This is a genomic window from Streptomyces sp. NEAU-YJ-81 (assembly GCF_017592595.1).
GTDB lineage: Bacteria > Actinomycetota > Actinomycetes > Streptomycetales > Streptomycetaceae > Streptomyces > Streptomyces hygroscopicus_B.
On sequence record NZ_JAGFNO010000017.1, the window covers coordinates 1 to 24,237 of the forward strand.

The 24,237-nt window shown below is 70.8% G+C and carries 22 protein-coding genes and 2 pseudogenes; 10 read left to right on the forward strand and 14 right to left on the reverse strand.

Annotation, left to right across the window (positions count from 1 at the left end):
• A pseudogene (locus tag J5X86_RS29925) lies at nucleotides 1-289 on the forward strand (LysR family transcriptional regulator); the annotation flags it as partial.
• Between the two features lie 160 nt (nucleotides 290-449).
• Here the strand turns inward: J5X86_RS29925 and J5X86_RS29930 are convergent.
• The 7 genes and pseudogenes from J5X86_RS29930 to J5X86_RS29960 form a co-directional block, all read right to left on the reverse strand.
• Nucleotides 450-1,232, reverse strand: coding sequence for a DUF899 family protein (locus tag J5X86_RS29930; protein WP_208519824.1), 783 nt, complete (start codon nucleotides 1,230-1,232; stop codon nucleotides 450-452).
• A gap of 138 nt (nucleotides 1,233-1,370) precedes the next feature.
• The gene (locus J5X86_RS29935) at nucleotides 1,371-1,919 is read right to left on the reverse strand and encodes a YciI family protein (RefSeq protein WP_208519991.1); all 549 of its coding nucleotides are present in this window, start codon (nucleotides 1,917-1,919) and stop codon (nucleotides 1,371-1,373) included.
• 150 nt (nucleotides 1,920-2,069) lie between these two features.
• Nucleotides 2,070-3,245 carry an RNA polymerase sigma factor gene (locus J5X86_RS29940; protein ID WP_208519825.1) on the reverse strand — a complete coding sequence of 392 codons (1,176 nt, stop codon included), beginning with the start codon at nucleotides 3,243-3,245 and terminating at the stop codon, nucleotides 2,070-2,072.
• Nucleotides 3,242-3,661 carry a YciI family protein gene (locus tag J5X86_RS29945; RefSeq protein WP_208519826.1) on the reverse strand — a complete coding sequence of 140 codons (420 nt, stop codon included), beginning with the start codon at nucleotides 3,659-3,661 and terminating at the stop codon, nucleotides 3,242-3,244. Before J5X86_RS29945 ends, J5X86_RS29940 begins: the two co-directional genes overlap by 4 nt.
• A gap of 166 nt (nucleotides 3,662-3,827) precedes the next feature.
• Nucleotides 3,828-4,757 (reverse strand): sigma factor-like helix-turn-helix DNA-binding protein, encoded by a 930-nt coding sequence (locus J5X86_RS29950; RefSeq protein WP_208519827.1) that lies wholly within the window; start codon nucleotides 4,755-4,757, stop codon nucleotides 3,828-3,830.
• Between the two features lie 298 nt (nucleotides 4,758-5,055).
• The gene (locus J5X86_RS29955) at nucleotides 5,056-5,802 is read right to left on the reverse strand and encodes an SDR family oxidoreductase (RefSeq protein ID WP_208519828.1); all 747 of its coding nucleotides are present in this window, start codon (nucleotides 5,800-5,802) and stop codon (nucleotides 5,056-5,058) included.
• Nucleotides 5,803-5,991: 189 nt separating this feature from the next.
• A pseudogene (locus tag J5X86_RS29960) lies at nucleotides 5,992-6,090 on the reverse strand (FAD-binding protein); the annotation flags it as partial.
• A 220-nt stretch (nucleotides 6,091-6,310) separates the two neighbouring features.
• On the opposite strand from J5X86_RS29960, the gene J5X86_RS29965 reads away from it, so the two are divergent.
• From J5X86_RS29965 to J5X86_RS29980, 4 genes are all read left to right on the forward strand, one after another.
• Nucleotides 6,311-6,808, forward strand: a complete 498-nt coding sequence (locus J5X86_RS29965; protein ID WP_208519829.1) for an Ohr family peroxiredoxin — start codon at nucleotides 6,311-6,313, stop codon at nucleotides 6,806-6,808.
• A gap of 196 nt (nucleotides 6,809-7,004) precedes the next feature.
• Nucleotides 7,005-8,012 (forward strand): sigma-70 family RNA polymerase sigma factor, encoded by a 1,008-nt coding sequence (locus J5X86_RS29970; protein ID WP_208519830.1) that lies wholly within the window; start codon nucleotides 7,005-7,007, stop codon nucleotides 8,010-8,012.
• Nucleotides 8,013-8,035: 23 nt separating this feature from the next.
• Nucleotides 8,036-8,509, forward strand: coding sequence for a carboxymuconolactone decarboxylase family protein (locus tag J5X86_RS29975; RefSeq protein ID WP_208519831.1), 474 nt, complete (start codon nucleotides 8,036-8,038; stop codon nucleotides 8,507-8,509).
• A 218-nt stretch (nucleotides 8,510-8,727) separates the two neighbouring features.
• Entirely contained in the window at nucleotides 8,728-9,129 is a 402-nt protein-coding gene (locus J5X86_RS29980; protein ID WP_208519992.1) for a cupin domain-containing protein, read from the forward strand.
• 41 nt (nucleotides 9,130-9,170) lie between these two features.
• On the opposite strand, the gene J5X86_RS29985 is transcribed toward J5X86_RS29980, so the two are convergent.
• The 6 genes from J5X86_RS29985 to J5X86_RS30010 all read right to left on the reverse strand — a co-directional run bounded on the left by J5X86_RS29985 (nucleotide 9,171) and on the right by J5X86_RS30010 (nucleotide 14,295).
• A complete protein-coding gene (locus tag J5X86_RS29985; RefSeq protein ID WP_208519832.1) occupies nucleotides 9,171-10,049 on the reverse strand; it encodes an ABC transporter substrate-binding protein in 879 nt (292 codons plus the stop codon).
• Nucleotides 10,050-10,106: 57 nt separating this feature from the next.
• On the reverse strand, nucleotides 10,107-10,862 hold the full coding sequence (locus J5X86_RS29990; RefSeq protein WP_208519833.1) for an SDR family NAD(P)-dependent oxidoreductase: 756 nt from the start codon (nucleotides 10,860-10,862) through the stop codon (nucleotides 10,107-10,109).
• On the reverse strand, nucleotides 10,859-11,533 hold the full coding sequence (locus J5X86_RS29995; RefSeq protein WP_208519834.1) for a TetR/AcrR family transcriptional regulator: 675 nt from the start codon (nucleotides 11,531-11,533) through the stop codon (nucleotides 10,859-10,861). The genes J5X86_RS29990 and J5X86_RS29995 overlap by 4 nt, the downstream gene beginning before the upstream one ends.
• 97 nt (nucleotides 11,534-11,630) lie before the next feature.
• Entirely contained in the window at nucleotides 11,631-12,872 is a 1,242-nt protein-coding gene (locus J5X86_RS30000) for a thiolase family protein (protein WP_208519835.1), read from the reverse strand.
• A complete protein-coding gene (locus tag J5X86_RS30005; protein WP_208519836.1) occupies nucleotides 12,869-13,513 on the reverse strand; it encodes a CoA transferase subunit B in 645 nt (214 codons plus the stop codon). Before J5X86_RS30005 ends, J5X86_RS30000 begins: the two co-directional genes overlap by 4 nt.
• Nucleotides 13,513-14,295, reverse strand: coding sequence for a CoA transferase subunit A (locus J5X86_RS30010; RefSeq protein WP_208519837.1), 783 nt, complete (start codon nucleotides 14,293-14,295; stop codon nucleotides 13,513-13,515). The genes J5X86_RS30005 and J5X86_RS30010 overlap by 1 nt, the downstream gene beginning before the upstream one ends.
• Before the next feature lie 271 nt (nucleotides 14,296-14,566).
• Between J5X86_RS30010 and J5X86_RS30015 the strand changes: the two genes are divergently transcribed.
• From J5X86_RS30015 to J5X86_RS30035, 5 genes are all read left to right on the forward strand, one after another.
• Complete coding sequence (locus J5X86_RS30015) at nucleotides 14,567-15,622, forward strand: maleylacetate reductase (RefSeq protein WP_208519838.1); 1,056 nt, start codon at nucleotides 14,567-14,569, stop codon at nucleotides 15,620-15,622.
• Between the two features lie 70 nt (nucleotides 15,623-15,692).
• Complete coding sequence (locus tag J5X86_RS30020) at nucleotides 15,693-16,562, forward strand: dioxygenase (RefSeq protein WP_208519839.1); 870 nt, start codon at nucleotides 15,693-15,695, stop codon at nucleotides 16,560-16,562.
• Between the two features lie 134 nt (nucleotides 16,563-16,696).
• Nucleotides 16,697-19,603, forward strand: a complete 2,907-nt coding sequence (locus J5X86_RS52085; RefSeq protein WP_279595475.1) for a BTAD domain-containing putative transcriptional regulator — start codon at nucleotides 16,697-16,699, stop codon at nucleotides 19,601-19,603.
• Nucleotides 19,604-19,730: 127 nt separating this feature from the next.
• Nucleotides 19,731-20,219: a flavin reductase family protein gene (locus J5X86_RS30030; protein WP_137964328.1), complete on the forward strand. Its 489-nt coding sequence runs from the start codon at nucleotides 19,731-19,733 to the stop codon at nucleotides 20,217-20,219.
• Between the two features lie 136 nt (nucleotides 20,220-20,355).
• Nucleotides 20,356-22,575 carry a LuxR C-terminal-related transcriptional regulator gene (locus tag J5X86_RS30035; RefSeq protein WP_208519841.1) on the forward strand — a complete coding sequence of 740 codons (2,220 nt, stop codon included), beginning with the start codon at nucleotides 20,356-20,358 and terminating at the stop codon, nucleotides 22,573-22,575.
• A 19-nt stretch (nucleotides 22,576-22,594) separates the two neighbouring features.
• Here the strand turns inward: J5X86_RS30035 and J5X86_RS30040 are convergent, their stop codons facing one another.
• On the reverse strand, nucleotides 22,595-24,130 hold the full coding sequence (locus J5X86_RS30040) for a 4-hydroxyphenylacetate 3-hydroxylase family protein (protein ID WP_208519842.1): 1,536 nt from the start codon (nucleotides 24,128-24,130) through the stop codon (nucleotides 22,595-22,597).
• Nucleotides 24,131-24,237 lie beyond the last annotated feature (107 nt).

Consider the following 24,237-nt stretch of genomic DNA (forward strand, 5'->3'; position numbering starts at 1 on the left):
CATCACGGACGGCGGCATCACCGGTCCCGTGTTCTTCGACCATGTGCGTCGGAGCAGGCGGCCCATCCTCAACTCGCCCAAGGGCCAGACCACTCCACTGCCGCCCGATCTGGCCGCACGCCCCGTGGCCGAGCCGAAGGTCTACTGGACCTGGTCACTCCTCTGGCGCCGGGACGAACTCCGCCCAGCCGTACTGAGCACCGTCGACGCCCTGACGGAAGGCGTCCGTGACTTCGGCATCCACGCGCCGGACGCATGGCTCCCTGACGGGGATCCGTACAAGCGGTAGACCGGGTCGGATCCTGGTGGGAGTGGCAAGCCTGGACGGCCCCTCCCCCCCCCAGGAGTCCTTCACCTTCCGGGCGAACCGCCCAGCGACCGGGCACGCGGGCGCCTCACGCCCTTGCCGCCGCCGTCGGCGAAGGGCCGCCGCCGTCGGCGAAGGCGTGTCAGCAGTGGTGGCCGTGTCGGCCGAGGGTCTCCACGGGGGTCGCGCCGGGGCGGGTCCACTGCGGCACGGGGCGGCTGGTCGGGCCCCAGGTGGCGTTCCCGTCCGCGTCCGTGCGCCAGGACCAGCACGGGCCGCGCCCCTCGGGCCAGCCCTCGGGGTCGTCCTCCCACGCCTCGCGGCGGCCGTAGGGCGTCATGTCGAGCAGGCCGAGGGACCCATTGACCCGCTCGTTGCCACGGCCCGTCGTGGAGTAGGTGAGGAACACGCGGTCGCCGTCGCGCAGGAAGGAGGTGAGGTAACCCATGTCCCCGCCGACCGGCGCGGCCACGTCGCGCACCGAGTACCAGGGCTCGGTGTAGCCCATGAACTCGACGTAGGAGGCCACCTCGTCCCACCGGCCCGTGGTCAGGATGGCGAACGAGACGCCGCGGGCGTTGAGGTAGGCGGCGTCCTTCAGGTGCCAGGCCGTGGTGGTGCAGCCCTCGCACTGCCCCTGGTGCGGCGCGCCGTCGTGCCACATGTGCTGGTAGACCACGAGCTCGTCGCGGCCCTGGAACAGGTCCAGGAACGGGACCGGGCCGTCCGGTCCGACGACCTCGACCGTCCCGTCGAACTCCACCATCGGCAGCCGGCGGCGGGCCGCGGCGATGGCGTCGCCCTCGCGGGTGTGGGCCTTCTCGCGGACCAGCAACTCGTCACGGGCGGCCTGCCAGGTGGCCAGGCCGACGATGGGCGGGCGGCCGGGCAGCGCGGTGGTCGGGTCGTCCGGTGCGGTCGTCATGGTGTCCTCCGTGGTGTCTCGTGCCGGGCGGCGTCGTACGGCGTCCTACGACGGTCACCAGAACAGACTCGCGTCCCGGCCGGAACTCATCGCGGCAGCGGGCGCACTCGGCCGAGCCCGCACCGGCCACGTCGGGCATCACCGCCGCCCGCCGAACTCCCAGTCATGGACCTCGATGGCGGCATACCGGTCCGGGGTCAGGACGGCGCGTGCCGTGTCCGGGTCCGGGGCCCGCAGCAGCACCGCCGTACCCAGCCAGCCGGCGCCGTCGTCGGACAGCAGCGGCCCGTACGCGATCAGCTCGTCCCGGCCCGGCGGTACGACGAGGTCGGCGGCTTCCCCCGAGCCGAGGCCGAGCACCAGGTACCGATGGCCACCGGTCCGGCCGCCGGGGAAATCCCACATGGTGCGCCCCAGCACATTGCGCCACCGTCGCAGCAGCACGTCCCGGTACGCGCCGGCCTGGTAGTTCGGCTCGTCGAAGGCGAACGCACGGGCGGCGGCGGGATCCGGCACGCCGAGGATGTGCACGCTGCCGGTGGGCGTATCGCCGTCGTCGGCGAGGGTCGGGCCGCGAGCGATCATCTCCGCCGCGTACCGGTCCATGTACGACCAGTGCTCTTCCGACAGCTCCTTGCGCAAGGTGACGGAGCCGGGCCGATCGCGGTGATAGCAGAAGAACTCCATGCCACCGACCCTCCCCGACATACGGCGGCGCCTCAACGGAATTGGCGCCGATGACGGCACACTCCGCACGCGGCAGCACTCCGTCGGACGGCAGTACTCCATCGGACGGTGGCCGCGCCCAGTGCCGCGGGAACGTCCGGACGCGACTCGTCAGCCACGCCGCAGGGCGTTGAGCCGGGCGGCCTGGCGGGTCAGGTAATCGCGCTCGGCGAGGTTGGGTGCCTGGTGGGCCGCCTCGGCGTACAGCCGTGCCGCCGTCGCCAGGTCGCCGTCGCGCTCGTGGAGGTACGCCGCCACCGCGGTGTGGCGGGGCATGGGGGATCCCCTGCTCGAAGAGGTCGGCGAAGAGTCGTTCAGCTCCGCGAGCGCGGCCAAACCGGCGCGCGGGCCGTCGGCCTCGCCGACGGCCACCGCGCGGTTGAGCCGGACGACCGGGTTGTCGGTCAGGCGCACGAGCTCGTCGTACCACTCCAGGATCTGCACCCAGTCGGTCTCCTCGACGGTGGGCGCGTCGGCGTGGAGCGCCGCGATGGCGGCCTGGGCCTGGAACTCGCCCAGTCGGTCGCGGGCGAGGGCCGCCTGAAGGATCTCGATGCCCTCGGCGATCGACGCGGTGTCCCACCGGCCGCGGTCCTGCTCGGCGAGCGGCACCAGGCTGCCGTCCGGCGCGGTCCGGGTGGCGCGCCGGGCGTGGTGGAGCAGCATGAGGGCGAGCAGCCCGGCCACTTCGGGGTGGTCGACCCGGGCCGCGAGCTGCCGGGTGAGCCGGATGGCCTCGGCGGAGAGGTCGACGTCGCCGGAGTAGCCCTCGTTGAAGACCAGGTAGAGGACGCGCAGCACGGTGGCGACGTCGCCGGGCTGGTCGAATCGCACGTCGGAGACGGTGCGCTTGGCCCGGCTGATGCGCTGCGCCATGGTCGCCTCGGGCACCAGGTATGCCTGGGCGATCTGGCGGGTGGTCAGCCCGCCCACGGCGCGCAGGGTGAGCGCGACCGCGGACGACGGCGTCAGCGACGGGTGGGCGCACAGGAAGTAGAGCTGGAGCGTGTCGTCCACGGCGGGCGCGGGCCCGGGCGCCGGCTCCTCGTCGACGCGGTCCTCCCGTCGGCGGCGGGCGGCATCGGAGCGGGTGGCGTCGAGGAACTTGCGCCAGGCCACGGTGACCAGCCAGCCCTTCGCATCCCGCGGAGGGTCGGCCGGCCAGCCGCGGACCGCCTCGACCAGTGCGTCCTGTACGGCGTCCTCGGCCGCCGCGAAGTCGGCTCCGCGGCGGACGAGGACGGCGAGCACGCTCGGCGTGAGGCTCCGGATCAGGGCCTCGTTCATCGATGAGGGCACTCCGTGATGGTGGGGTGCGGGCCCAGGAACGGGCGCAGCTCGAGCCACTCGTGGATCGGCTTGCCGCCCGCCCCGGGAGCGGCCGACAGCTCCCCGGCCAGCTCGACGGCGCGCTCGTAGCTGTCGACGTCGATCACCATCCAGCCCGCGATGAGGTCCTTGGTCTCGGCGAACGGACCGTCGGTGACCGGCGGGCGCCCCTCACCGTCGTACCGCACCCATGTCCCCTCGGGGGCGAGTGCCTGGCCGCCGACGAACTCGCCGGTCCCCTCCAGCCGCGCCGCGAAGTCGTTCATGTACTGCACGTGCGCCGAGACCTCCTCCGGTGCCCACTGGTCCATGGGCACGTCGTTGACCGCGGCCGGAGCGCCACGGTAGTGCTTGAGCAGCAAGTACTTGGCCATCGTGTTTCTCCTCGGTGCTGATGCGACCCATTGTGGTCGCGTTCACCTCGGGGACGGAGCCGGTCGCGGGTTCTCGACATCGCCGTCCGAACTTTTTCGGCGCCCGTGCACGAGCAGGGGTGAGCGGACCGCTCCGGGGGTACTTCCGGGCCCTGCACAAAGGTGATCAGGACCGGCCATCGCTCCGCTGTGCCGGGCCCTGGTGTGAACCGGGGCCATCGGGGGCGGGGGGCTGGTTCCAGGAGCGCAGTTTCTCGGGGTTGAGGACGACCCAGACCTGTGCGACGCGGCGGTCGGTGATGTCGAGGCTGATGACGGCGGCGACCTGGCGGTCGTAGCGGGCGACAAGGCCGGTGCGCCCGTTGACGGAGTGGGTGGTCAGGGTGGTGCGCGGGCGGTGGGCCAGGAGCGTCAGCAGGCTGTGGGCGACCTGTCGGCTGCCGTGTGCGGGCCTGATCAGCGTCCGGACCTTGCCGCCACCGTCGAAGAACGCCGTGGCGTCCGGACACAGCAGCGACGCGAGCAGTTCGGCGTCCTCGCTCACACAGGCCCGGCGGACGGCGTGGGCGAGGGCATCGTGCTCGTCCGGCGTCGTGGGGCGCGAGTGCCGCATCCGGAGGCTGTGGCGGGCCCGGTCGGCGAGTTCGGCGCACTCCGGCTCGCTGCGCCCCACGATGTCGGCGACCGTACCGGGGGCCATGCCGAAGGCGTCATGGAGCACGAAGGCCGCCCGCTCGGGCGGCGGCAGAGAGTCCAGCGCCTTCAGCAGGACCCGGCTGACCTCCTCCACCAGCCTCGTCCGCGCCCCCTCGGCGTCTCCGGTCTCCGTGCGGTGATCCTCCTTCTGGCCGGTCGTACCCCGGTCGGGGTGGGTGAGCCGGTTCAGACAGATCCCGCCCGCGGTCTTCGCGAGCCAGGACCGGGCCGCGGTGATCTGCCGGCGCTCCGCGTCGGACAGCCCGTACCACCGGCGGTAGGTCTCATCGACGACGTTCTCCGCCTCACGGGGGCCGCCCAGCATCCAGTAGGCGACATCCAGCAGATATCGGCGCTCGTCAAGCAGCTCCGCGATCGGCACCGCGTCAGCGTGCTCCATACGGCAACCTCCCGAACAGAGACAACGGATCAGAGAGTCCGTGTGGTGCCGCATGCTGTGTCATCTCCATTCCGACTCGGGCGATCACGCCGGTGGCGCGGCCTGCCGTCGAGGTACGGGTAAGGGTGAGACGATTCGCTTTTCTACCTGCGTGACCGGATGGGACTCCGATTTGTGACACCTGCGATCGGTATTGCGGCACCTTTTTGGCACTCTTCCGCCGGGCAGGCGAAGGCGCCCGTGGCGGGGGACGGCCGGTCCCATTCCGCCGACGGGCGCCACGCGGCCCCGCGCGGGCCTAGCGCTGCTGCACCAGCCAATCGTTGAACTTGGTCTCGGTGATCTCCGCGTCAGGACCCGGCAGCAGCGAGGTCTCCTGCAGCTCGGCATCGAAGTACTTCGCGCCCGGGTCCGCCACGACCTTGCGGGGGTCGTTGCCGGCGGCGAGCAACTCGCGGATGAGCTGGTCGAGCTCGAACTCATCGGGGCCCGCGACCTCCACCATGTCGTTGGTCGGGGTACCGAGCGCGGCGCGGTCCACGGCCGCAGCCAAGTCGTCGGAGTAGACGGGCCGGATCTTGACGTGGGCCAGATGAACGGTGTCGCCCTCGGTCGCCGAGTCCGTCAGCCTCTTCATGAACTCGAAGAACTGGGTGGCGTGGACGATGGAGTACGGGATCCCGGACGCCTTGATCAGGTCCTCCTGGACCTGCTTGGCCCTGAAGTAACCACTGTCCTGGAGCCGATCGGTGCCGACCACGGACAGCACCACGTGGTGCCCCACACCGGCCTGGGCCTCCGCCTCCAGGAGGTTGGTGGTGGAGGTGCGGAAGAAGTCCATGACGGCCTCGTCCTCGAACGAGGGGGAGTTGGACACGTCGACCACGACCGACGCGCCCTCCAGGACCTCGGCCAGACCCTCGCCGGTCAGCGTGTTGACCCCGGTGTTGGGGGCCGCCGCGACTGCCTCGTGCCCGTGTGCGTTGAGCTTGCCGACCAGCTTCGAGCCGATGAGCCCCGTTCCACCGATCACTACGATCTTCATAACGGATTCCTCTCTCGGTTTTGATGGTGCGGGGCGCTCCTGCGATGAGCTCCTCGCGGGCGCCGAAACAGCGCCCCCGGTCTGTGTTTCGCAGCGCTGTTCGCAGTGTTGCCCGAGGTCATTCGGCGAGCTTTCCTTCGGTCGAGACCTCCTCCATCAGCGAGGAAATCTGCCCGGGCCGACAGGGCGGCGGGGGCGCTTGCCGACCGCGAGGACGTTGACACCGGCCTCGGCCAGCTCGATTGCCGCCCGCGGCCCGGCCCCTGCGGTGCCGATCACCAGCACCATGGTGGAAAGACGTTGTTCGGTGATAGCCACGGTCTGGTCCGATCGTCGAGCGGTTGCCACTCACTACGACCAGACCGTTTCAGGATATGTGACACCTTTCGTTCCCGCCGCTCCCGTGGTGGGTGGCCCGATCGACCGGGGCTGTCACAACACGCGTCTCTCTCCGGTCAACTAGGTGTTCGCGCCCGGCCGTGTGCCGCAACGTCGACGGAGTGACGCAATGACCGAGCAGATCCGGTGGCCCCATCTGTCCACCGACCATGACTTCGACGGAGAGTCCTTCGCGCCCATCTACACCACGACGGTGACGGTGAGCGGTGGGGTGGCGCGTCACGGGCGGGCCTCAGGGAGAGCCCGCTCGGCCGACGGGCTCCCGGATCTCCATCTGCGCATGCCGGCGGAGCTGGGAGGGGACGGCCAGGGGACGAATCCCGAGCAGTTGTTCGCCGCCGGCCTTGCCGCCTGCTTCCACGGGGCGCTGAGCCTGGTGGTTCGACAGGCCGCGCTCGACCCCGCCGCGATCTCCGTGGCGGCAACCGTGGCCTTCGGGCGGGACCCGGAGGACGGTGGCTACGTATTGCGCGTCGACCTCGTGGTCAGGTGGCCGGGCATCGATCCCGCCCTCGCCGCCCCGCTCCTGGAGAAGGCCGGCGCGCTGAGCCCCTACGCGAAGATGGCCCGGCAGGGAACGGCGACCACCATCACGCTGGCTTCGTAGCGGGCCACATCGGCCGACTGCACGGGGCGGGTGGTACGGAAAGCGACGGCTTGCCGCGTTGTGTGATGGCGGTGTGCACGAAGCGGCAACCGGCTCGAATCACTCGTTTATGCGATGCGATTCAGGGCCGCCCCGATCCAGTGTGGCCAGGTAGGAACGCATACGGCTTACTACTCAGAGGTATGACCGCAGGATCATGGATCTCGAACCGCGTCCCCCGGCAGGGGACCTTGAAGAGGCCGTCTCTGTCTTCGTGCGGCTCCGGGGGCGTCTGTTCGGCATCGCCTACCGTGTGCTCGGCAGTGTGGTCGAGGCCGAGGACGTGGTCCAGGAGGTGTGGCTGCGCTGGCAGAAGACGGACCGCTCCGCGGTGGTGAGCCCGGTGGCCTTCCTGTCGAGTACCACGACCCGGTTGGCCATCAACGTGGCGCAATCGGCGCGTGTGCGCCGGGAGACCTACATCGGGCCGTGGCTGCCCGAGCCCATCGACACCAGCTCGGATCCGGAGGTGGGAGCGCAGCGCGCGGAGGCACTGGAGCTGGCCCTGCTGCTGGTGCTGGAGAAGCTGAGCCCCGTCGAGCGCGCCGCGTATGTGCTGCGTGAGGCGTTCGACTACGGCTACCCCGAGATCGCCGACATGCTTCACATCAGCCCTGTCTACGTGCGGAAGATCGTCAGCCGTGCCCGCAAGCATCTGTCGGACGAGCAGCGGGAGAGCGTGGACGCGGGGGAGCACCGGCGCCTGCTGAACGCCTTCGTCTCCGCGGCTCGAACCGGAGACGTGGCGTCGCTGGAGGCTCTCCTCACCCCCGATGCCACCAGCCTGTCCGACGGCAACGGTCTGCGGGCCTGCGCGCGTATCCCCGTGCTGGGCCCTGCGCGCATCGCCAAACTGGCGACCTATCCGCGGCTCTGGCGGGACGCGGAGCCCAGGCTGGTCGACGCCAACGGCCGTACGGGCGTGATGTGCTACCGGGATGGCGAGCCCGCCACGTTCCTGACGGTGGCCGCCTCGAAGGAAGGCATCCACAAGGTGATGTGGGTGTTCGCCCCGAGCAAGATCGCCGCTTTCCGCGCTTCGCGCTCCCGTTGCGCGACCGCTTCCGGTCGCCCGGACGGTACGGCGATGACACAGCCGCGGAGACTCACCTCACACGACCTCGTGTGTCACACCTCGCCGGGCTGTCCGGTCATGAGTGCGTAACGGCAATTCTGCTAGGAGGACCCATGGATCCCCGTGTCAACTACTACGGCAATGGCCTCGCGGCCAAGGCGATGAAGCACTTCGGCTCGGTCAGCAAGGTGCTGGCGGACTCGACGCTGCCGGCCGGCATTCAGAGTCTGGTGGAGATCCGCGCCAGCCAGATCAACGGCTGTGGCTTCTGCACCGACATGCACACCAAGGAAGCGGCCCACGCCGGGGAGACCTCGATTCGGCTCAACCTGGTCGCCGCCTGGCGGGAGGCGACCCTCTTCACCGAGGCCGAGCGGGCCGCGCTGGAGCTGGTCGAGCAGGGCACCCGGGTCGCGGACGCGGCCGGTGGGGTCACGGACGAGGCCTGGGCGGACGCCGCCAAGCACTTCGACGAGGACCAGCTCGTCGCGCTGATCACTCTCATCGCCATTATCAACTGCTACAACCGCATCAACATCATCAACCAGCAGCCGGCCGGCGACTACAAGGTCGGCCAGTTCGGCTGAGCCAGGGGGCCGCGTTTCCTCCGGCGGCCGCCGTCACAGGCGGGTGCGGGCTACGCTGAGCGGTAGGGGCATTTACCCGCATTGCATGATGAGTGCGCATATGCCAGATATGCGCATCACGCTATCCGTGGTGATTGCCCCCACCACGCTGGGGGCTTCCCGGTTGATCTCGGGACTCTCCGCCGGCAGGTCTACGGAGGTGTAGCGCAGTGCACGAGATGGATGCAGTGGGCGGAACCGGACCCAAGATGCTGGCGGACGTCAAGCCGCCTTTCATCCCCGAGGGCGCTTCGGGGATGACCGTCCTCGTCGAGTGGCCTCCCGGCGACCCCGGGACCCCTCCGCACCGCCACTCGGGACCGTGTTACGGCTATGTGATCGAGGGCGCCATTCGCTTCGAGCTCGAAGGCGAGCCGGAGCGCGTGATCAAGGCCGGTGAGACGCTGTTCGAGCCGGGCGGAGACCTGATCCATTACCAGAACGGCAACGCCCACGCGGATGCGCCGGCCAAGTTCGTCGTGTTCATGTTGTGTGCGCCGGGCCAGCCGATGCTCACGCTGGTCGAGGAGGAGGAGCTGGAGAAGCGGGCTCATCTGCGCGCCCCGCGGCCCGCTGACTGACCTGCCGCGGCCACCCGTGGCGCGCTGACGTCCCACGGCTCCTAGGGTGTGGTGGCCGCCGCGCGGTAGAACTCGGCCGCGGTGACGGTGGCCGGGACGCCGAGTTCGGCGGCGACCGCGGTGATCGCGGTGGCGCCGATGGCCGGGTCGGCTTGGCCGTCGGTGGTGAAATACGGCGCGATGAACGTCTCGTAGTGGGCTCGGGCTTCCTCCGCGGTCTGTCCGCCGAGGAACGTCCGGATGTGCCGCACCGTGGTGTCGGGGTCGTTGCGGATCACCTGCAGAGCGCGCCGGTGGGCTCGTACGACGGCCTGGACCGCGGGGTCGTCCGGTGCGATGTAGGTGGGGTCGACGGCCACCCCGACGGTGGGGATCTGGAAGTGGTCGCCGACCCAGGCCAGCACCTGCCAGCCGTGCTCGGCGGCGACCGCCTCCGGTGCCATGGTGCTGCCGACGTAGGCGGCGTCGATGCTGCCGTCGCGCAGCGCCCGCAGGTCCAGACTGTAGTCGCCGGGCGGGCGGACGATGGTGTGGAGGTCGCGGTCGGGGTCGAGACCGGCCTGGCGCAGCACGATCCGGGCGAAGCACCCGGGTGCGGTGTGGGGGGCGTGTACCGCCAGCCGTCGGCCGGCCAGGTCGGCCAGGGAGGTCAGGCCGGGGCGGGCGAGGAACCAGAACAGCGGGCGGTGGGTGTTGACGTTGAGCGCGACCCAGGGGGTGCCGTCGGCCAGGCGGGACAGCAGTGCCCGGCCGAGCCCGATGGTGGCGCCGCGGCGCAGCCGCTCTTCGTCCCAGGCGCAGCCGTCGCGCAGCGCGACGTGGACACCCTCATCGGCGTAGTAGTCCTGCTGGTCGGCGATGTAGCCGGCCAGTTCCTCGTGCAGGCCCCGCCCGACGTAGGCGAGATCGATGGTGTGCATGAACGCCTTTCCTTGATCGTGTCACCGCCATGCGGCCGCGCCGTGCCGCGGGTGCGGTCAGTACATGGACATCCCGCCATTGACCGCGGCCGTGGTGCCGGTCATGAAGGCGTTGTCCTCGCCGGTGTAGAAGGCGACCGCCTGGGCGACGTCGGCCGGGTGTGCCAGGCGGCCCAGCGGGGTGGCGGCCACCTGCCGCCGCTTGTGCGCATCGTCGAACACATCCGCCATGCGGGTGTCCTCCACCGGACCGGGCGCGACGATGTTGACCGTGATGCCCTGCGGGCCCAACTCCTGGGCGAGGTACCGGGCGAACTGCTCCAGGGCGGCCTTGGACGTGCCCAGCGCGATCATGCCCTCCCGGGGCCTGCGGCTGAGGCCGGTGCTGAGATAGACGATGCGTCCCCAGCCCTGTTCGGTCATGGCGGGCAGGACGGCTTTGGTGACCGCGAACGCCGCACGCATCTCGGCGTCGAGCTTGCCGCCCAGCTCTTCCCACGTCATGTCGTGGAACGACTTGACCGCATAGGGGATCAGCGCGTTGTGCACGAGCACGTCGATGCCGCCCCATGCCGCCCGGACCCGCTCGACCATGCTCGCGATGGCGGCTGCCTCGCGCACGTCGGCCCGCACGGCCATGGCCTGGCCGCCCGATGCCTCGATGTCGGCCACGACCTCCTCGGCCGCCGTTTCGTTGCGGAGGTAGTTGACCACCACGCGCATCCCTCGCGCGGCCAGAAGGCGCGCGGTGGCCGCTCCGATTCCGCTGCTGGCTCCGGTCACCAATGCCACCCTGCCGGTTGTCTCGGTCATGGGCCCTCCTCCTCATCGCGGTCCGTCGGGATCACCACCCGGGGTTGTTCATCGCCGGTGCCGGGGTGTGCCGGGCGGATCGCCCCGTAGAGCACGGTGTCGACGGTCGCCCGCAGCAGATCGGCCGCGGTCCAGTCGAGTTCGTGCGGCAACCGCGAGGTGAGCAGCCGCTCCAACGCGCCGCGGGTGATCTCGCTCAGCAGCTCGGGCGGCGTCGCCAGCAGTCCCCGCCGGTGCCCGTCGCGGAACAGCTCGTCGAGCCGCCCGTAGACCACCGCGTCCACCCGCTGCTCCACGTACTGGCGCAGCATCACTTCGCCACGCCCCGTCGCGAGCTGAGCCGCTCCGATCCGCCCGAGCTCCGTGCCCGCCGCGATCAGGAACCGCTGTACCCGCACACCGAACGGCTGCCCCTGCTCATCCTCGGCCGCCGCCACCAGCGTGCGCTCCACCGCCGCGAACTGCCGATCCAGCACCGCGGCCACCAGGCTGCGCTTGTCCGGGAAATGACGGTAGATCGTCTTCTTGCTCATCCCGAGCTCACGAGCGAGATCGTCCATGCTCACCCGCGCGAAGCCCGGCGCGAAGAACAGCCGGCCGGCCGCCTCCACGATCACGTCGGCACGCTGCTCGTCGGGCTCGGAAACTGCAGAAACTCGATTCGTTTCCATAGTTTCTAGCGTGATCGCACACCCCTGCGCTGTCAAGACCGCGACGTGCGCGGCATGGACGCGCAGCGGGGGCGACGGAGAGGCGGGCGGATCCGGGTCAGCGTTCGAGGACCAGAGCGAGGCCCTGGCCCACGCCGACGCACAGGGTCGCTATGCCGGTGCCGGAGCCGCGGCGGGCCAGTTGGTGGGCGACGGTTCCGGCGAGGCGGGCACCGGAGGCGCCGAGTGGGTGCCCGAGGGCGATGGCGCCGCCCTGTGGGTTGAGGATCGCCGGGTCGAACTCGGGCCATTCCGCCACACACCCGAGAACCTGTGCGGCGAAAGCCTCGTTCAGCTCCAGCACGTCGAGATCGGCGAAGGTCCGGCCGGCCTTGGCCAGGGCCCGGTGGACGGCTTCGACGGGGGCGAGGCCGAAGTAGTCCGGGTCGATCGCGGACACTCCGGTGGCCGAGACACGGGCCAGCGGCTCGCGGCCGGTGGCCTTCAGGCCCTCCTCGTCGGCCAGGAGCAGGGCGGCCGCGCCATCGTTGAGCGGGGAGGCGTTGCCCGCCGTCACGGTGCCTCCCCCAGCCTCCGGCCGGGGGGACCCGCCTCTCGCTTCGCTCCCGCTCCGGAAGGATGGCCTGAGCTTGGCCATGGCCTCCAGGGAGGCGTCCGGGCGGACGCACTCGTCGGCCGCGAACAGGCGCGGGTCGCCCTTGCGCTGCCGGACCGGCACGGGGGTGAGTTCGGCGTCGAACAGCCCCTGGGCCTGGGCGCGGGCGGCCTTGCGGTGGCTGTGCAGGGCGAACTCGTCCTGCCGCGCGCGGCTGATCGAGTGCTTGTCGGCGATGAGCTCGGCCGACTCCCCGAGCGGGATGGTCCACTGCGGGGGCATCTCCGGATTGACCATGCGCCAGCCCAGGGTGGTCGAGTACAGCTCGGCGTGGCCGGCCGGGAACGGCCTGTCGTTCTTGGGCAGTACGTACGGAGCCCGGGTCATCGACTCCACACCACCGGCGACCGCGATGGAGGCGTCGCCGACTGCGATGGCACGGGCGGCCTGAATGACCGCCTCCAGACCGGAGGCGCACAGCCGGTTGACCGTCACGCCCGGTACGGAGGTGGGCAGACCGGCCAGCAGTGCGGCCATGCGGCCGACGTTGCGGTTCTCCTCGCCGGCGCCGTTGGCGTTGCCGAGGTACACATCCGCGATGCGCGCGGGGTCCAACTGGGGGACACGGATGAGGAGTTCGCGGATGGTGTGGGCCGCCAGGTCGTCGGGGCGTACCGAGGCCAGGCCGCCGTTGTAACGCCCGGTCGGCGTGCGCACGGCGTCGACGATGTACACGTTCTTCACTTCGGGCCCTCCGCGACGGTCAGTTCGGCGCCGGTCTTGGCGATGATGTCCTCGACGGCGACGCCCGGTGCGCACTCGACCAGCACCAGGCCCTCGTCGGTGATGTCGAGGACGCCGAGGTCGGTGATGATCCGGTTCACGCAGCGCTTCCCGGTCAGCGGCAGCGCGCACTCGGTGAGGATCTTCGGGGAGCCGTCCTTGGCCGTGTGCGTCATCACGACGATGACCGTGCGGGCGCCGTGCACCAGGTCCATCGCCCCGCCGATCCCCGTGATCATCTTCCCGGGGATCGCCCAGTTCGCCAGGTCCCCCCGCGCGGAGACCTGCATCGCACCCAGCACCGCCACATCGATATGGCCGCCGCGGATCATCGAGAACGACAGCGCCGAGTCGAAGAAGGAGGCGCCCGGCAGCACCGTCACGGTCTCCTTGCCCGCGTTGATCAGGTCGGGATCGACCTGCTCCTCGCCGGGGTAGGGGCCGGTGCCCAGGATCCCGTTCTCCGACTCCAGGATCACTTCCACGCCCTCGGGCAGATGGTTGGGGATCAGTGTCGGCAGTCCGATGCCGAGATTGACGTACTGGCCGTCCGCCAGCTCACCCGCGGCCCGGGCGGCCATCTCCTCACGGTTCCAGGCCATCAGCCGCTCACCGACCCTCGTATCGCGGGCACGGACACCGTGCGCCGCTCGATCTTCTTGTCCGCCGCCTGCTCCGCGGTGAGGGCCACCACCCGCTGCACGAATATCCCCGGCAGATGCACCGCGTCGGGATCGATCGCGCCCGGCTCCACCAGCTCCTCCACCTCCGCGATGGTCACCTTGCTCGCCATCGCGGCCAGCGGGTTGAAGTTGCGGGCGGACTTGCTGAAGACCAGGTTGCCGTGCCGGTCTCCCTTCGCCGCCCGTACCAGCGCGAAGTCGGTACGGATTCCGTGCTCGAGCACATACGCGACCCCGTCGAAGGTCCGCACCTCCTTGGCCGGTGAGGCCAGCGCCACCCCGCCCGAGCCGTCATACCGCCAGGGCAGCCCGCCCTCCGCGATCTGGGTGCCGACCCCGGCCGGGGTGTAGAAGGCGGGGATCCCCGCACCGCCGGCCCGCAGCCGCTCGGCCAGCGTGCCCTGCGGAATCATCTCCACCTCCAGCTCCCCGGCCAGATACTGCCGCGCGAACTCCTTGTTCGCCCCGATGTACGAGCCCGTCACCCGCCCGATATGGCCCGCCGCCAGCAGCACCGCCAGACCCGACTCCATCGCCCCGCAGTTGTTCGAGACGACCGACAGGCCGCCGACGCGCCGCTCGAACAGCGCCTGGATCAGCACGTTCGGCACACCGCTCAAACCGAATCCGCCCACCGCCAACGACGCACCATCCGGCACATCCGCCACCGCCTCCAGGGCCGTGGCGACCACTTTATCCATCTTTTCTACTCCACCCTTGACCAATATGGATTGATCGGACGCTGCTTCCGAAAGGCAATCTCAAGTATTCGGCCGGGTCGGCGGGTCCCCGACATCCCGCAGATGAGTGATATCGGTCAGGAACCCGTGGCCACGGTGTCGGTACCGGTCGCGCGAACACGGTATTTCCACGCCGCTTCCCGCCATCGCTCACCGAATCCATTGACGTGCGAGATCCCAGTGCCGAGGCTTTCTCCATAAACCGAGGAGCGGCGGGACCGAGGAAATTCTGATGAAGACATTCGTGCATCGGGGACAGATCACCAAGGTGGTTTTCGGCAGCGGTACGCGCAGCCGTATCCCTGAGGAGGTCGATGCCCTCGGATGCGGTCGGGTGCTCATTCTGTGCACCCCTGGCCAAGTGGACCAGGCATCGGAGATCCGCGATCTGCTGGGTGCCGTGGCGGTGGGCACGTTCACCGAAGCGGCACCGCACACCCCCGTCGACGTCACGGAGAAGGCGGTCGCGTACGCCGAAACCGTGGGGGCGGACTCCGTGCTCGCCATCGGCGGCGGCTCGACCATCGGTCTCGGCAAGGCGATCGCCGTACGGACCGGACTTCCGCAGCTCGCGCTGCCCACCACCTATGCCGGCTCCGAGATGACGCCGATCCTCGGAGAGACCGAAGGCCGCAAGAAGACCACCCGCCGACTGCCGGAAGTGCTGCTCAAGACGGTGGTGTACGACGTCGACCTGACGCTCACCTTTCCCGCGGCAATATCGGTGGTCAGCGGCATCAACGCGATGGCGCACGCCGTGGAGGCCCTCTACGCACAGGACCGCGATCCGGTCGCCTTCCTGATGGCCGGCGAGGCGCTCGATTCCCTCACCCGATCCCTTCCGGCCATCGCGTGGCGTCCGGACGATGCCGAAGCGCGGGCGGACGCCTTGTACGGGGCGTGGCTGGCCGGCACCTGCCTCGGCACGGTGGGCATGGCCCTGCACCACAAGGTGTGCCACGTGCTGGGCGGCACCTTCGGGCTTCCGCACGCCGAAACCCACACGGTCGTCCTGCCGCATGTGGTCGCCTACAACCGGTCGGCGGCCCCCGAGGCCGTGGCACGCATCGCATGGGCGCTGGCATGGGACGACGCCGCGAGCGGCCTCTTCGACTTCGCCGGGAGGCTCGGCGCCCCCAGGGCACTGCGGGACCTCGGCATGCCGGAATCGGGGATCGAGCAGGCGGCCGACCTCATCGTGCGGGACGGCTACTGGAATCCGCGTCCAGTGGAACGGGACGCGGTGCGCGCCCTCCTGACCCGCGCCTGGGCCGGGGAGGCGCCGTGAACGTCACCCGGCGACGAACATCCCTCCGGCCCACTCCGTCAGCGAACACTCAACCACCACGGGAGCGCGCATGCGTGATCTGACGAGCGACACCATCACCGAGGCCATGATCTCGACCATGCGGGACACCAAGGACCCCCGCGTCGCCGAGATCCTGGAATCACTGGTGCGCCACCTCCATGCCTTCGTCCGTGATGTCGACCTGACGGAGGAGGAGTGGGCCCGGGGAGTGGACTTCCTGACGCGCACCGGGCAGAAGTGCACGTCCACGCGCCAGGAGTTCATCCTGCTGTCCGACGTGCTGGGCGTCACCATGCTGGTCGACGCCCTGAGCAATCAACGACCCACGGAAGCCACCCAGAACAGCGTCCTGGGCCCCTTCTTCAGGGAGGACCGGCCGCAGCACGCCGACGCCGCCGACATCTCCGGCGGTCTGCCCGGCACCCCGCTGTTCTTCGAGGGACGGGTCGTGGACCGTACGGGAGCGCCGGTGGAGGGCGCCGCGGTGGACGTCTGGCACAGTGACGCGGACGGCCACTACGACGTGGATGTGCCCGGCCAGGTCGACCCGGCCATGCGCGCGCTGTTCCGGAGCGACGAGACGGGACACTTCGGCTTCCGTTCCATTCGCCCGTCCAGCTACCCGATCCCCGGTGACGGCCCGGTCGGCGAACTCATGAGCGCGACCAGCAGGTCGCTCATGCGTCCCGCCCATGTGCACCTGCTGATCGAGGCTCCGGGATTCCAGCGGGTGACCACCATGCTGTTCCCTTCGGACGACCCGTACCTGGACACGGATCCGGTCTTCGGGGTCAAGGAGTCGCTGATCGAGTCGTATGACACCTATGCGGCCGACGCCGGGCCCTGCGGCGAGCTGACCGACGAGCCGTACACCCTGCTGCGGCACACCTTCGTCCTCGAACCCCGCCCCGTGGACTGATTTCGACGGGCGGGCACACCGTCGAGAGGCGGTCATCCATGAGGAGCAGCGATCCGGGCGAGGCGGGTGGTGGCCTGCCTCGGCTGCCCGGTCATGTCATACCCCGGCCGAGACTGGTCCGGAGAATCCACCGGTTGCTGGACCAGTACCCGGTACTCGTCATCGCCGCTTCGGCGGGGTCGGGCAAGACGACCGCCGCGGTCCAGGCAGCTCAGGCGCTGTCCGGACCGGTCGCCTGGGTATCGCTCACCGGGATGCCCGGCAGAGTCGATCCCAGTGCCGAGGCGCTGACGCGCCGTCTCCGGGCGGCCGTCGAGCCCCATGTGCCGGCCGCGGCTGCCGCGCTCACCGATGGACCGGCGCGAGGACTCTCGGCGTCGGAGATCGGCGTCCTGCTCGCCCGGGCGCTCGCCGGCACCGAACTGGTGCTGGTGCTCGACCGCGTGGAGACGATCGGCGGGTGCCCTGGTGCGCAGGGGCTGCTCGACGCCCTGGTCGGGAGTCTGCCCGACGGGCCGCGGCTGGTCCTGATCTCGCGCGTGGATCTGCCCGCGGACCTCGGAGGAGGTCTCGGCGATGTCCATCGCGTCGCCTTCCTCGAGGACCGGGACCTGGCCTTCGAGGTGTCCGAGGCCGCCGAAGCCCTGCGGGCCGTCGACCGGGGCGACGACCCGTCCCGGCTGGTCGAGGCGACGGGCGGCTGGGTCAGCGGCGTCCTGTACGACTGGTGGGGCGCCGACGCCTCGGCCTCCGCCGTACAGCACGGGTGCCTCGCGGCCGACCTGCTGACCCAGCTCACGCCCGCGGAGACAGCACTGCTCGTGCGCACCAGCCTGCTCGACGACGGCGTGACGGCCGAGCAGGCGAACGCCCTCGGACTGGCCTCGCCGGACCGGACGTTGGCCGCCCTCCGCGACCGCAGACTGCCGCTGAGCTGGTCCTCCGACGGGAGCCGGATGGTCGCCCTGCCGCGGTTCCGCCACCATCTCCAGCGTGAGATCGAGGGCCTGGACGCGGACACTTTGCGGGTGTTGCGCCGGGGGTACGCCACGTTGCTCCAGGGCAGGGGGCGGCACGAGGATGCCGTGTCCGAGCTGCTCATGAGCGGTGACACCGCCGCCGCCCGGCACGTGGCGGAACAGGCCCTGCCCGATGTCCTGGGGCGATTCGACCTGACGACCGCCGAGAGCTGGCTCGACCGCATGCGCCCGGCGCCCACACCGAGCCTGGCCTCGGCGGCGCTCCGCGTCGCCTTCGGGCTCGAACAGTGCTGGCGAGGTGTGCAACTGGCCGACCACCACGGCCGTGCGTGGTGGGGCGCTCTCGCCGAACAGCCGGGCGGCGAGGAGGACTTGGCCCTGCTGGTGTGGTGCCTGTGGCACGTGGGGAGAATCGACGGGGCGCGCGAGATCCTGGGCGTCATGCCGCCCGGGCACCCGCGCGATATCGCGGCGGCCGTGCTGGCTCTGGCGGACAACAGCACACCCCAGCTCGCCCCGGATCTTCTCGACCGTGTCGCGGGCCCCCTCGAAGCCATGGTGATGCGCATCGCCTACCGGTCCGGGCATCTGCGCGAGCTGCGGGACAGCATGTCCGGCGCCTGGCGGAAAGTGGCGGGGACGCCATGGACGGTCGCGGCGCTGCGTGCCGAAGGACGCATCTCCCAGGCCGAGGAGGCGTACGCGGCGGTAGGAGACGCACCGGGGCCCGTCTGGCTGGCGGCCTTCGAGGCCGCGGAGCTGATGGCGGACCTCGGACGCCGGGACGAGGCGTGGCCCGCGCTGCTGGCCGGGCGACAGCGGATCGCCTCGACCGGATCCCTGGTGTACGAGATCCTCGGCCTGCTCCTGGAGGCGAAGCTGGCCCTGCGCCTGGACCGCGATCTGCCACGAGCGGCCCGGGCCCTCGCCGAGGCGGAGCGCAGAGGGTGCGCGCGCTACGCGTTCACCGCGGAACTGGCGGGCACCTGGCGAGGTCTGGAGCTGCTGCTGGCCGGCCGCGACCACGACGCCGTACCCCACCTCACCACCGCGGTCTCCACCATGCGCACGGGCGGCAGACGGGTGGAACTCCCCACGGCGGCCGTCTACTTGAGCGAGGCGCTATGGCGCACCGGCGACGAGGACGGTGCGGATGCCGCCGCCGATCTGGCGCTGGAGGTCGCCACCACCCAGGGACCCCGCAACCTGCTGGTGCAGGCGCTGGAGGACATGCCCTCCGTCGCCGTGCGCCGGGCCGACGCGGAACCCACGCACTCCTCACGCTGGCACGAGCTCGTGTCCGCGCTCGCCACCGCGAGACCGGTGGCCGGGTGCGCCGTACCCCGGCTGACGTTCGAGGACTTCGGCCCGGTGCGGCTGGCCGTCGACGGGCGGGAAGTCCACCCGCGGCTGGCCAAGAGCGTCGAATTGCTCGCCCATCTGCTGCACCAGCCCGCGGCGAGCGCCAGGCGCCGGGCTCTGGTGGAGGCGCTGTTCCCCGGCCGGAGCGACAGCACGGGGCGCAGCTACCTTCGGCAGGCCGTCTACCGGCTGCGCGAGGTGCTGCCCGACGGGCTGTCGCTCCTCCAGGACGGTGATGTGTACCGGCTGGCACCGGCGTCCGCCGTCGTCAGCGCCTCGGGGACCCTCCAGCGGCTGCTGGCGGAGGCCGCGCGGCAGGACGGCGAGCACCGGTGGGACACCCTGCGGCGCGCCCTGGCCATCGCCGAACGCGGCTCCTACTTCGACTCCCTCTCGACGCAATGGCTCGACACCCGGCGCGCCGAACTCGATGCCGCCCTCCTGCAGGCCCGGGTGGACGCGGCGACCGTGGCGCTGCACCTCGGCCGGGTCCGGGAGGCTCGTCGGCTCGCACGCCATGTGCTGGACAGCGATCCCTACCGGGAACAGGCGTGGCGGGTCGCCCTGTGCGCCGCTGAGGCGGCCGGCTCGGACGATGAACTGCTCGACCTGTACCGAGGCTATCTGCGCGTCATGGAGGAGCTGGGCGTGGCGCCGTCCGCGGATCTCAGACGCCTGGTCGACCGGCTGCGCCGATGAGCGGGCAGCCCGCGTGGACGCCCGGTGGCCCGCGGCCCACGAACCGATTTCGCCGGCGTTAACAGCCCGCGACACACACTGCATCGCAGGCACCAGGGTCCAGCCCCACTCTCACGGAGGTCCCCCGATGACTGAAACCCTCGACATCACGGTCGGTTTCCGAGCCACGATGAGCCGGCTCGCCACGGGCGTCAGCGTGATCACCACACGCTCAGGAGACACGCCCATCGGCATGACGGCCAGCGCCGTGTCCGCCCTGTCCCTGGATCCGCTCCAGTTGCTCGTGTGCATCGCCAACCACCTGTACACACGGACCGCGATCGCGGAGCACGGCCGCTTCGCCGTCAATGTCCTCGGCGAGGACAGCGAGGCCCTGGCGCGTAACTTCGCCGCGTCCAAGCCGGACAAGTTCGCGGGCGTCGAGACCTTCGACGACCACGGTGTGCCCGTGCTGAAAGACGCCATCGCGGTGATCGTGTGCGATGTCGCCGAGGCGCTCCCCGGCGGCGATCACACCATCTTCGTGGGTGACGTCCGCTACTGCGACCACCGGACGGAGTGCCGGCCGCTGCTCCACTTCGCGGGCGGCTTCGGCACGCTCAGGGCTCCCCACTAGCGCGTGTGGCAGCGGCCCGAAGGAGGCCGCCGCGGGGCCCGTGACCGGCCCCGCCGCCCCCGACGTCCGGCTCTCGCGAGGCGAGCCAAGGACGTCGGGGGCTCAGCCCGTCCCGACGACTCCACGTAAAGGTGCCATGACCAACTCCGTGCCGATCTTCAAGCTGCATCCCCCGGTTCAGCCCCCGCATCTGCTGACCCGCCCGCGTCTGCTGCGCCGGCTCGACGCGGCGACCGAGCCCGTGGTGGTGGTGTCCGCCCCGGCCGGTGCGGGCAAGACGGTGCTCTTGGCCGAGTGGTCGCGCGGCCCCGCGGCCCGGGGAGAGTGCGCCTGGCTCAGCCTGGACGGGTACGACAACGCCCCGGGCCGGCTCTGGGCCGGCATCCTGCGCGCGCTGCGGGACGTACGACCGGAGCTGCCCGTGCGCCTCGACAGCGACGAGTGGACGCTCGACGCATGGCTGGAGGAGATCCTGCCGAGCCTGGTGGCGGGACTGGGCGGCGAGGGGCCGCTCACGCTGATCCTCGACGGACTGGAAGCGATCACGGACGCGGACGCGGTCCGCAGCCTGGCGGACTTCCTGACCAGGCTGCCCCAGGGCTTCCGCACCGTGCTGTCGACGCGGCACGTTCCCGGACGGCCCGTTCCCACCCTGCGCGCCCGGGGTCTGACCGCCGAACTCGGCCAGCACGACCTGGCCTTCACCCCCGGCGAAGCACAGGCGGTGCTCACCGGCCTGCTCGGGTCCGCTCCGGCCGTGGACATTTCCAGCGCGCTGTACGAGGCCACCGAGGGATGGGCGGCGGGACTGTGCATCATGGGGCGCGCCCTCGCCCGCTCGGCCAACCCGGCCGACACGGCGGGGAACGTGGCGCACGGCAGGCAGGCGGTGGCCGAGTATCTGGCCACCGAGGTGCTCTTCCGGCTCACCACGGAACAGCGCCAGTTCCTGCTGCGTACCAGTGTGCTCGACGAGCTGAGCACCGGGCCGTGCCAGGCCCTCGCCGGGGACCGGGCGGGCGTACTGCTGCGCGAGCTCGCCCGGACCGTGCAACTGCTCGTGCCCGTGGCCGCCGACCCGTCGGCGTACCGGCATCACCGGGCACTGGCTCCGCTGCTGTCCGACGTCCTCACCTCCGAGGGGCCGGACACCGTCGGGTCCCTGCACCGGTCCGCGGCCCAGTGGTACGCGCGGCAGGGGGAGACGACCGCGGCCGTACGGCACTGGGTGCTGGGCGGCGACGAGCCGGCGGCCGTCACCTCGATCCTCGGCGCGTGGGAGAAGACGATCTCGGCGGGCCGTGGTGCGCGGGTCTCGCAGTGGCTGGGCCTCCTGCCGCCCCGCACGGTCGCCGCCGACGCACGCTTGTGCGTCGTGGCGGCGATGGCGGCTCTGTCAGGGGGCGCCCCGGAGACGGCCCGGCGCTGGCTGGACGTGGCCCAGCTCAGAGCGACGGGACCCGAGACGGTGGGCGAGGGCAGCACGGTGTCCGACGCCGCCGCCGTCGCTCAGGCCGTGGCCTGCTGTCTGAAGGGGGAGGTCCTGACCGCCGACCGCCTCGGCGAATCCGCCGTCGCCGGCGCCATGCCGCTGACGTCCTGGCGCGCCCTGGGCTGTACGGCCCGCGGCGCCGCTCTGCTGTGGACCGCCCGGTACGAGGAAGCGGAGGCGCTGCTGGGCGAGGCGACCCGTGACGCGCACGCCGCCGGGCACGGCCTGGCGCTCGTTCGCGCGCTGGGATTGCGGGCGCTGTGCGCGCTGATGGCCGGTCGGCAGGAGGCGGCACGCATTCTTGGCGATGAGGCCCTGGAGGCGGCCACGATGGCGGGCCTGGGCCGGCACTTCGTTTCCGTGCCCGCTCATATCGGCCGGGCCGACCTCCTCCTCGAAGAGGGACGGATCGAGGAGGCCGAACGGGTTCTGGCCGACGCGGAGGCGGCGCTGGTGGGCTCGCCCCGGACCGGGAGCGAACCCCACGTACGCGCCTTGTACCACGTCACGCGGGCGCGACTGGAGAACGCGCGGCACAACGTGGCTGCCTCGCTGGACGCCCGAGAGGCGGCCGAGCGGGCGGCGGACCGGTGTGAGTCTCCCGGCGTACTGACGGATCTGCTGAGGCGGGTCGGCGGGGAGGCGGTCGTGCCGCCCGCCGTGCCCGGCTCCCAGGAGCTGTCGCTGGGGGAGCGCCGAGTGCTCCGCGCCCTGTGCGGTCCGCTGACCCTGCGGGAGATCGCCTCCGAGCTCTATGTGTCCCACAACACCGTCAAGACACAGGTACGGGCGATCTTCCGCAAGCTCGACGCGCACGACAGGAGCGGAGCGATCGCCAGGGCCCGGGAGTGCGGTGTGCTCTGATCCGGGCCCCGGCATTCCGCTACGAGGCGTCCTTGCGGGAGGCGTCCTGGCGCCGGGCGTAGTCCGCCTGGGCCGTGTACGCGGTCTCCTTCTCCTCGGTGTCGCGCGCCGGCTCGATGCCGCAGACCTTGCGCGCGAGGTCCGCCATGCTGCCGCCCGGGGACATCTCGGCGCGCTTCATGGTGAGGGTGCGAATCGCCAGCAGGGGCGTGCCGTTGAAGTTCTCGAAGGTGCTGATGCGGTCGCCCCAGTCGGACAGGAACAGGTCGCGGATCACGCGGCTGATCTTCAGCCGGTCGTGCGGCCTGCCGACCGGTCCCGTCTGCAGCGCCTCCAGCCACGGCCGCAGTTCGGGCCGCTGCCACTGTCCCTCGGTCGGGAAGATGAGCGAGGCACGACCGGCCAGGTCGACGACCTCGTGGACCATACCGGCGATGTTCTCGAGGTAGAACGCCCGCCCGAAGTCGAACATCAGGACGTTCGGCTTGTAGAGGCCGCCCGGTGTGGTGAAGCCCTCGTCCTCCGAGGCGATCACATGCGCCTTGATCGTCTGGTGGAAGCCGGCGAACCGGGCGATACGGGTCTGCACCGGCGGCAGTTGGTAGGTGCCAATGTGCTCGGTCATCAGCAGGACCAGACCGAGCATCAGCTCGGCGCGCACCATCTGCCGCACCAGGGCCTGGTAGTGCAGCCAGTCGAAGACGCGCTGCGGGTACAGCGAGGCGTGCTTGGGGTTACCGATGTGGAACACCCGGTTCCAGGGGATGAGCACGTCCTCGAACACGATGACGCTGTCCAGCTCGTCCCCCTGGGAGGCGAGCGGGTGCTCGACGTCCTCGCCGTCCCGGACGTTGCTCTCCCGGCAGACGATGGTGACCCCGGGGGTGTTGGGCTTCACCGCCCCGAAGATGATCTGTTCCGGCAGGATGCCCGGCCGGTAGAAGACGCCGATGTGGATCCAGTCGCCGAAGGCCGCGCCGGTGCTGATCGCCTTCACACCCCGCACGGTGATGCCCTCGTCCGAGGTGCCGACCACCTGCAGGGCCGGGGAATCGGCCTGCGCGGCATCGCGCGAGCGGTCCGTCTGCGGGTCGACGAACGCCGGTGTCGTATTGAGGTCGCTCTCCCGCACCTCGTGCCAGAAGTCGAGGATCCCCTCGGTCAGGTCCCTCCCGTCGGTGCCGACGGACTGGCTGCTCCAGGGCTCCGGGTCGTCCACGTAGGTCAGCAGGACGTAGTTGTTGACGTCCGGGGTGCGCGGGGTCGCCCCGCCGCCGAGCTCCCGCAGCACCGTCTCCATGTAGCGCCGCTTGCGCCGCAGGTCCTCCTTGGAGCGGTGCTGGAACCAGGTCATGGACCGCCTGACGCCCTCTTCGTCCACGAACGTCATGGCGTCCTGGAGCTCCGGGCGGTGGTGCAGGTCGTAGAAGTCCGCGAGCCTGCGGGCATACGCCCGGGTCTTGGGGTGCGTGGCCACGTTCTCGACGAGTTCGTCACCCACCCATACCGTGCGGCCGTCGTTCAGCGCCGCCAGGTATTCCTTGCCTGTACGCACGTCGTGCTCCTCTCCAGGGGCAAGAGATCTGGACGGTTCGGAGCATGCGTCGCGGTGGGGTGACAGGGCGGCGCGGCAGCGGGAATCACCCGGGTGAAAGAGTCGAT

Bases quoted from the DNA above. Each gene is read 5' to 3' on its own strand.
- J5X86_RS30015 (WP_208519838.1), top strand. From the start codon at position 14,567: ATGAAGACATTCGTGCATCGGGGACAGATCACCAAGGTGGTTTTCGGC.
- J5X86_RS29970 (WP_208519830.1), top strand. From the start codon at position 7,005: ATGGATCTCGAACCGCGTCCCCCGGCAGGGGACCTTGAAGAGGCCGTC.
- J5X86_RS29950 (WP_208519827.1), bottom strand. From the start codon at position 4,757: ATGGAGCACGCTGACGCGGTGCCGATCGCGGAGCTGCTTGACGAGCGC.
- J5X86_RS29935 (WP_208519991.1), bottom strand. From the start codon at position 1,919: ATGGAGTTCTTCTGCTATCACCGCGATCGGCCCGGCTCCGTCACCTTG.
- J5X86_RS30010 (WP_208519837.1), bottom strand. From the start codon at position 14,295: ATGGATAAAGTGGTCGCCACGGCCCTGGAGGCGGTGGCGGATGTGCCG.
- J5X86_RS29940 (WP_208519825.1), bottom strand. From the start codon at position 3,245: ATGAACGAGGCCCTGATCCGGAGCCTCACGCCGAGCGTGCTCGCCGTC.
- J5X86_RS29945 (WP_208519826.1), bottom strand. From the start codon at position 3,661: ATGGCCAAGTACTTGCTGCTCAAGCACTACCGTGGCGCTCCGGCCGCG.
- J5X86_RS29980 (WP_208519992.1), top strand. From the start codon at position 8,728: ATGGATGCAGTGGGCGGAACCGGACCCAAGATGCTGGCGGACGTCAAG.
- J5X86_RS30005 (WP_208519836.1), bottom strand. From the start codon at position 13,513: ATGGCCTGGAACCGTGAGGAGATGGCCGCCCGGGCCGCGGGTGAGCTG.
- J5X86_RS29975 (WP_208519831.1), top strand. From the start codon at position 8,036: ATGGATCCCCGTGTCAACTACTACGGCAATGGCCTCGCGGCCAAGGCG.
- J5X86_RS29955 (WP_208519828.1), bottom strand. From the start codon at position 5,802: ATGAAGATCGTAGTGATCGGTGGAACGGGGCTCATCGGCTCGAAGCTG.
- J5X86_RS30020 (WP_208519839.1), top strand. From the start codon at position 15,693: ATGCGTGATCTGACGAGCGACACCATCACCGAGGCCATGATCTCGACC.
- J5X86_RS29990 (WP_208519833.1), bottom strand. From the start codon at position 10,862: ATGACCGAGACAACCGGCAGGGTGGCATTGGTGACCGGAGCCAGCAGC.
- J5X86_RS30030 (WP_137964328.1), top strand. From the start codon at position 19,731: ATGACTGAAACCCTCGACATCACGGTCGGTTTCCGAGCCACGATGAGC.
- J5X86_RS29995 (WP_208519834.1), bottom strand. From the start codon at position 11,533: ATGGAAACGAATCGAGTTTCTGCAGTTTCCGAGCCCGACGAGCAGCGT.
- J5X86_RS29985 (WP_208519832.1), bottom strand. From the start codon at position 10,049: ATGCACACCATCGATCTCGCCTACGTCGGGCGGGGCCTGCACGAGGAA.
- J5X86_RS30035 (WP_208519841.1), top strand. From the start codon at position 20,356: ATGACCAACTCCGTGCCGATCTTCAAGCTGCATCCCCCGGTTCAGCCC.
- J5X86_RS29965 (WP_208519829.1), top strand. From the start codon at position 6,311: ATGACCGAGCAGATCCGGTGGCCCCATCTGTCCACCGACCATGACTTC.
- J5X86_RS29930 (WP_208519824.1), bottom strand. From the start codon at position 1,232: ATGACGACCGCACCGGACGACCCGACCACCGCGCTGCCCGGCCGCCCG.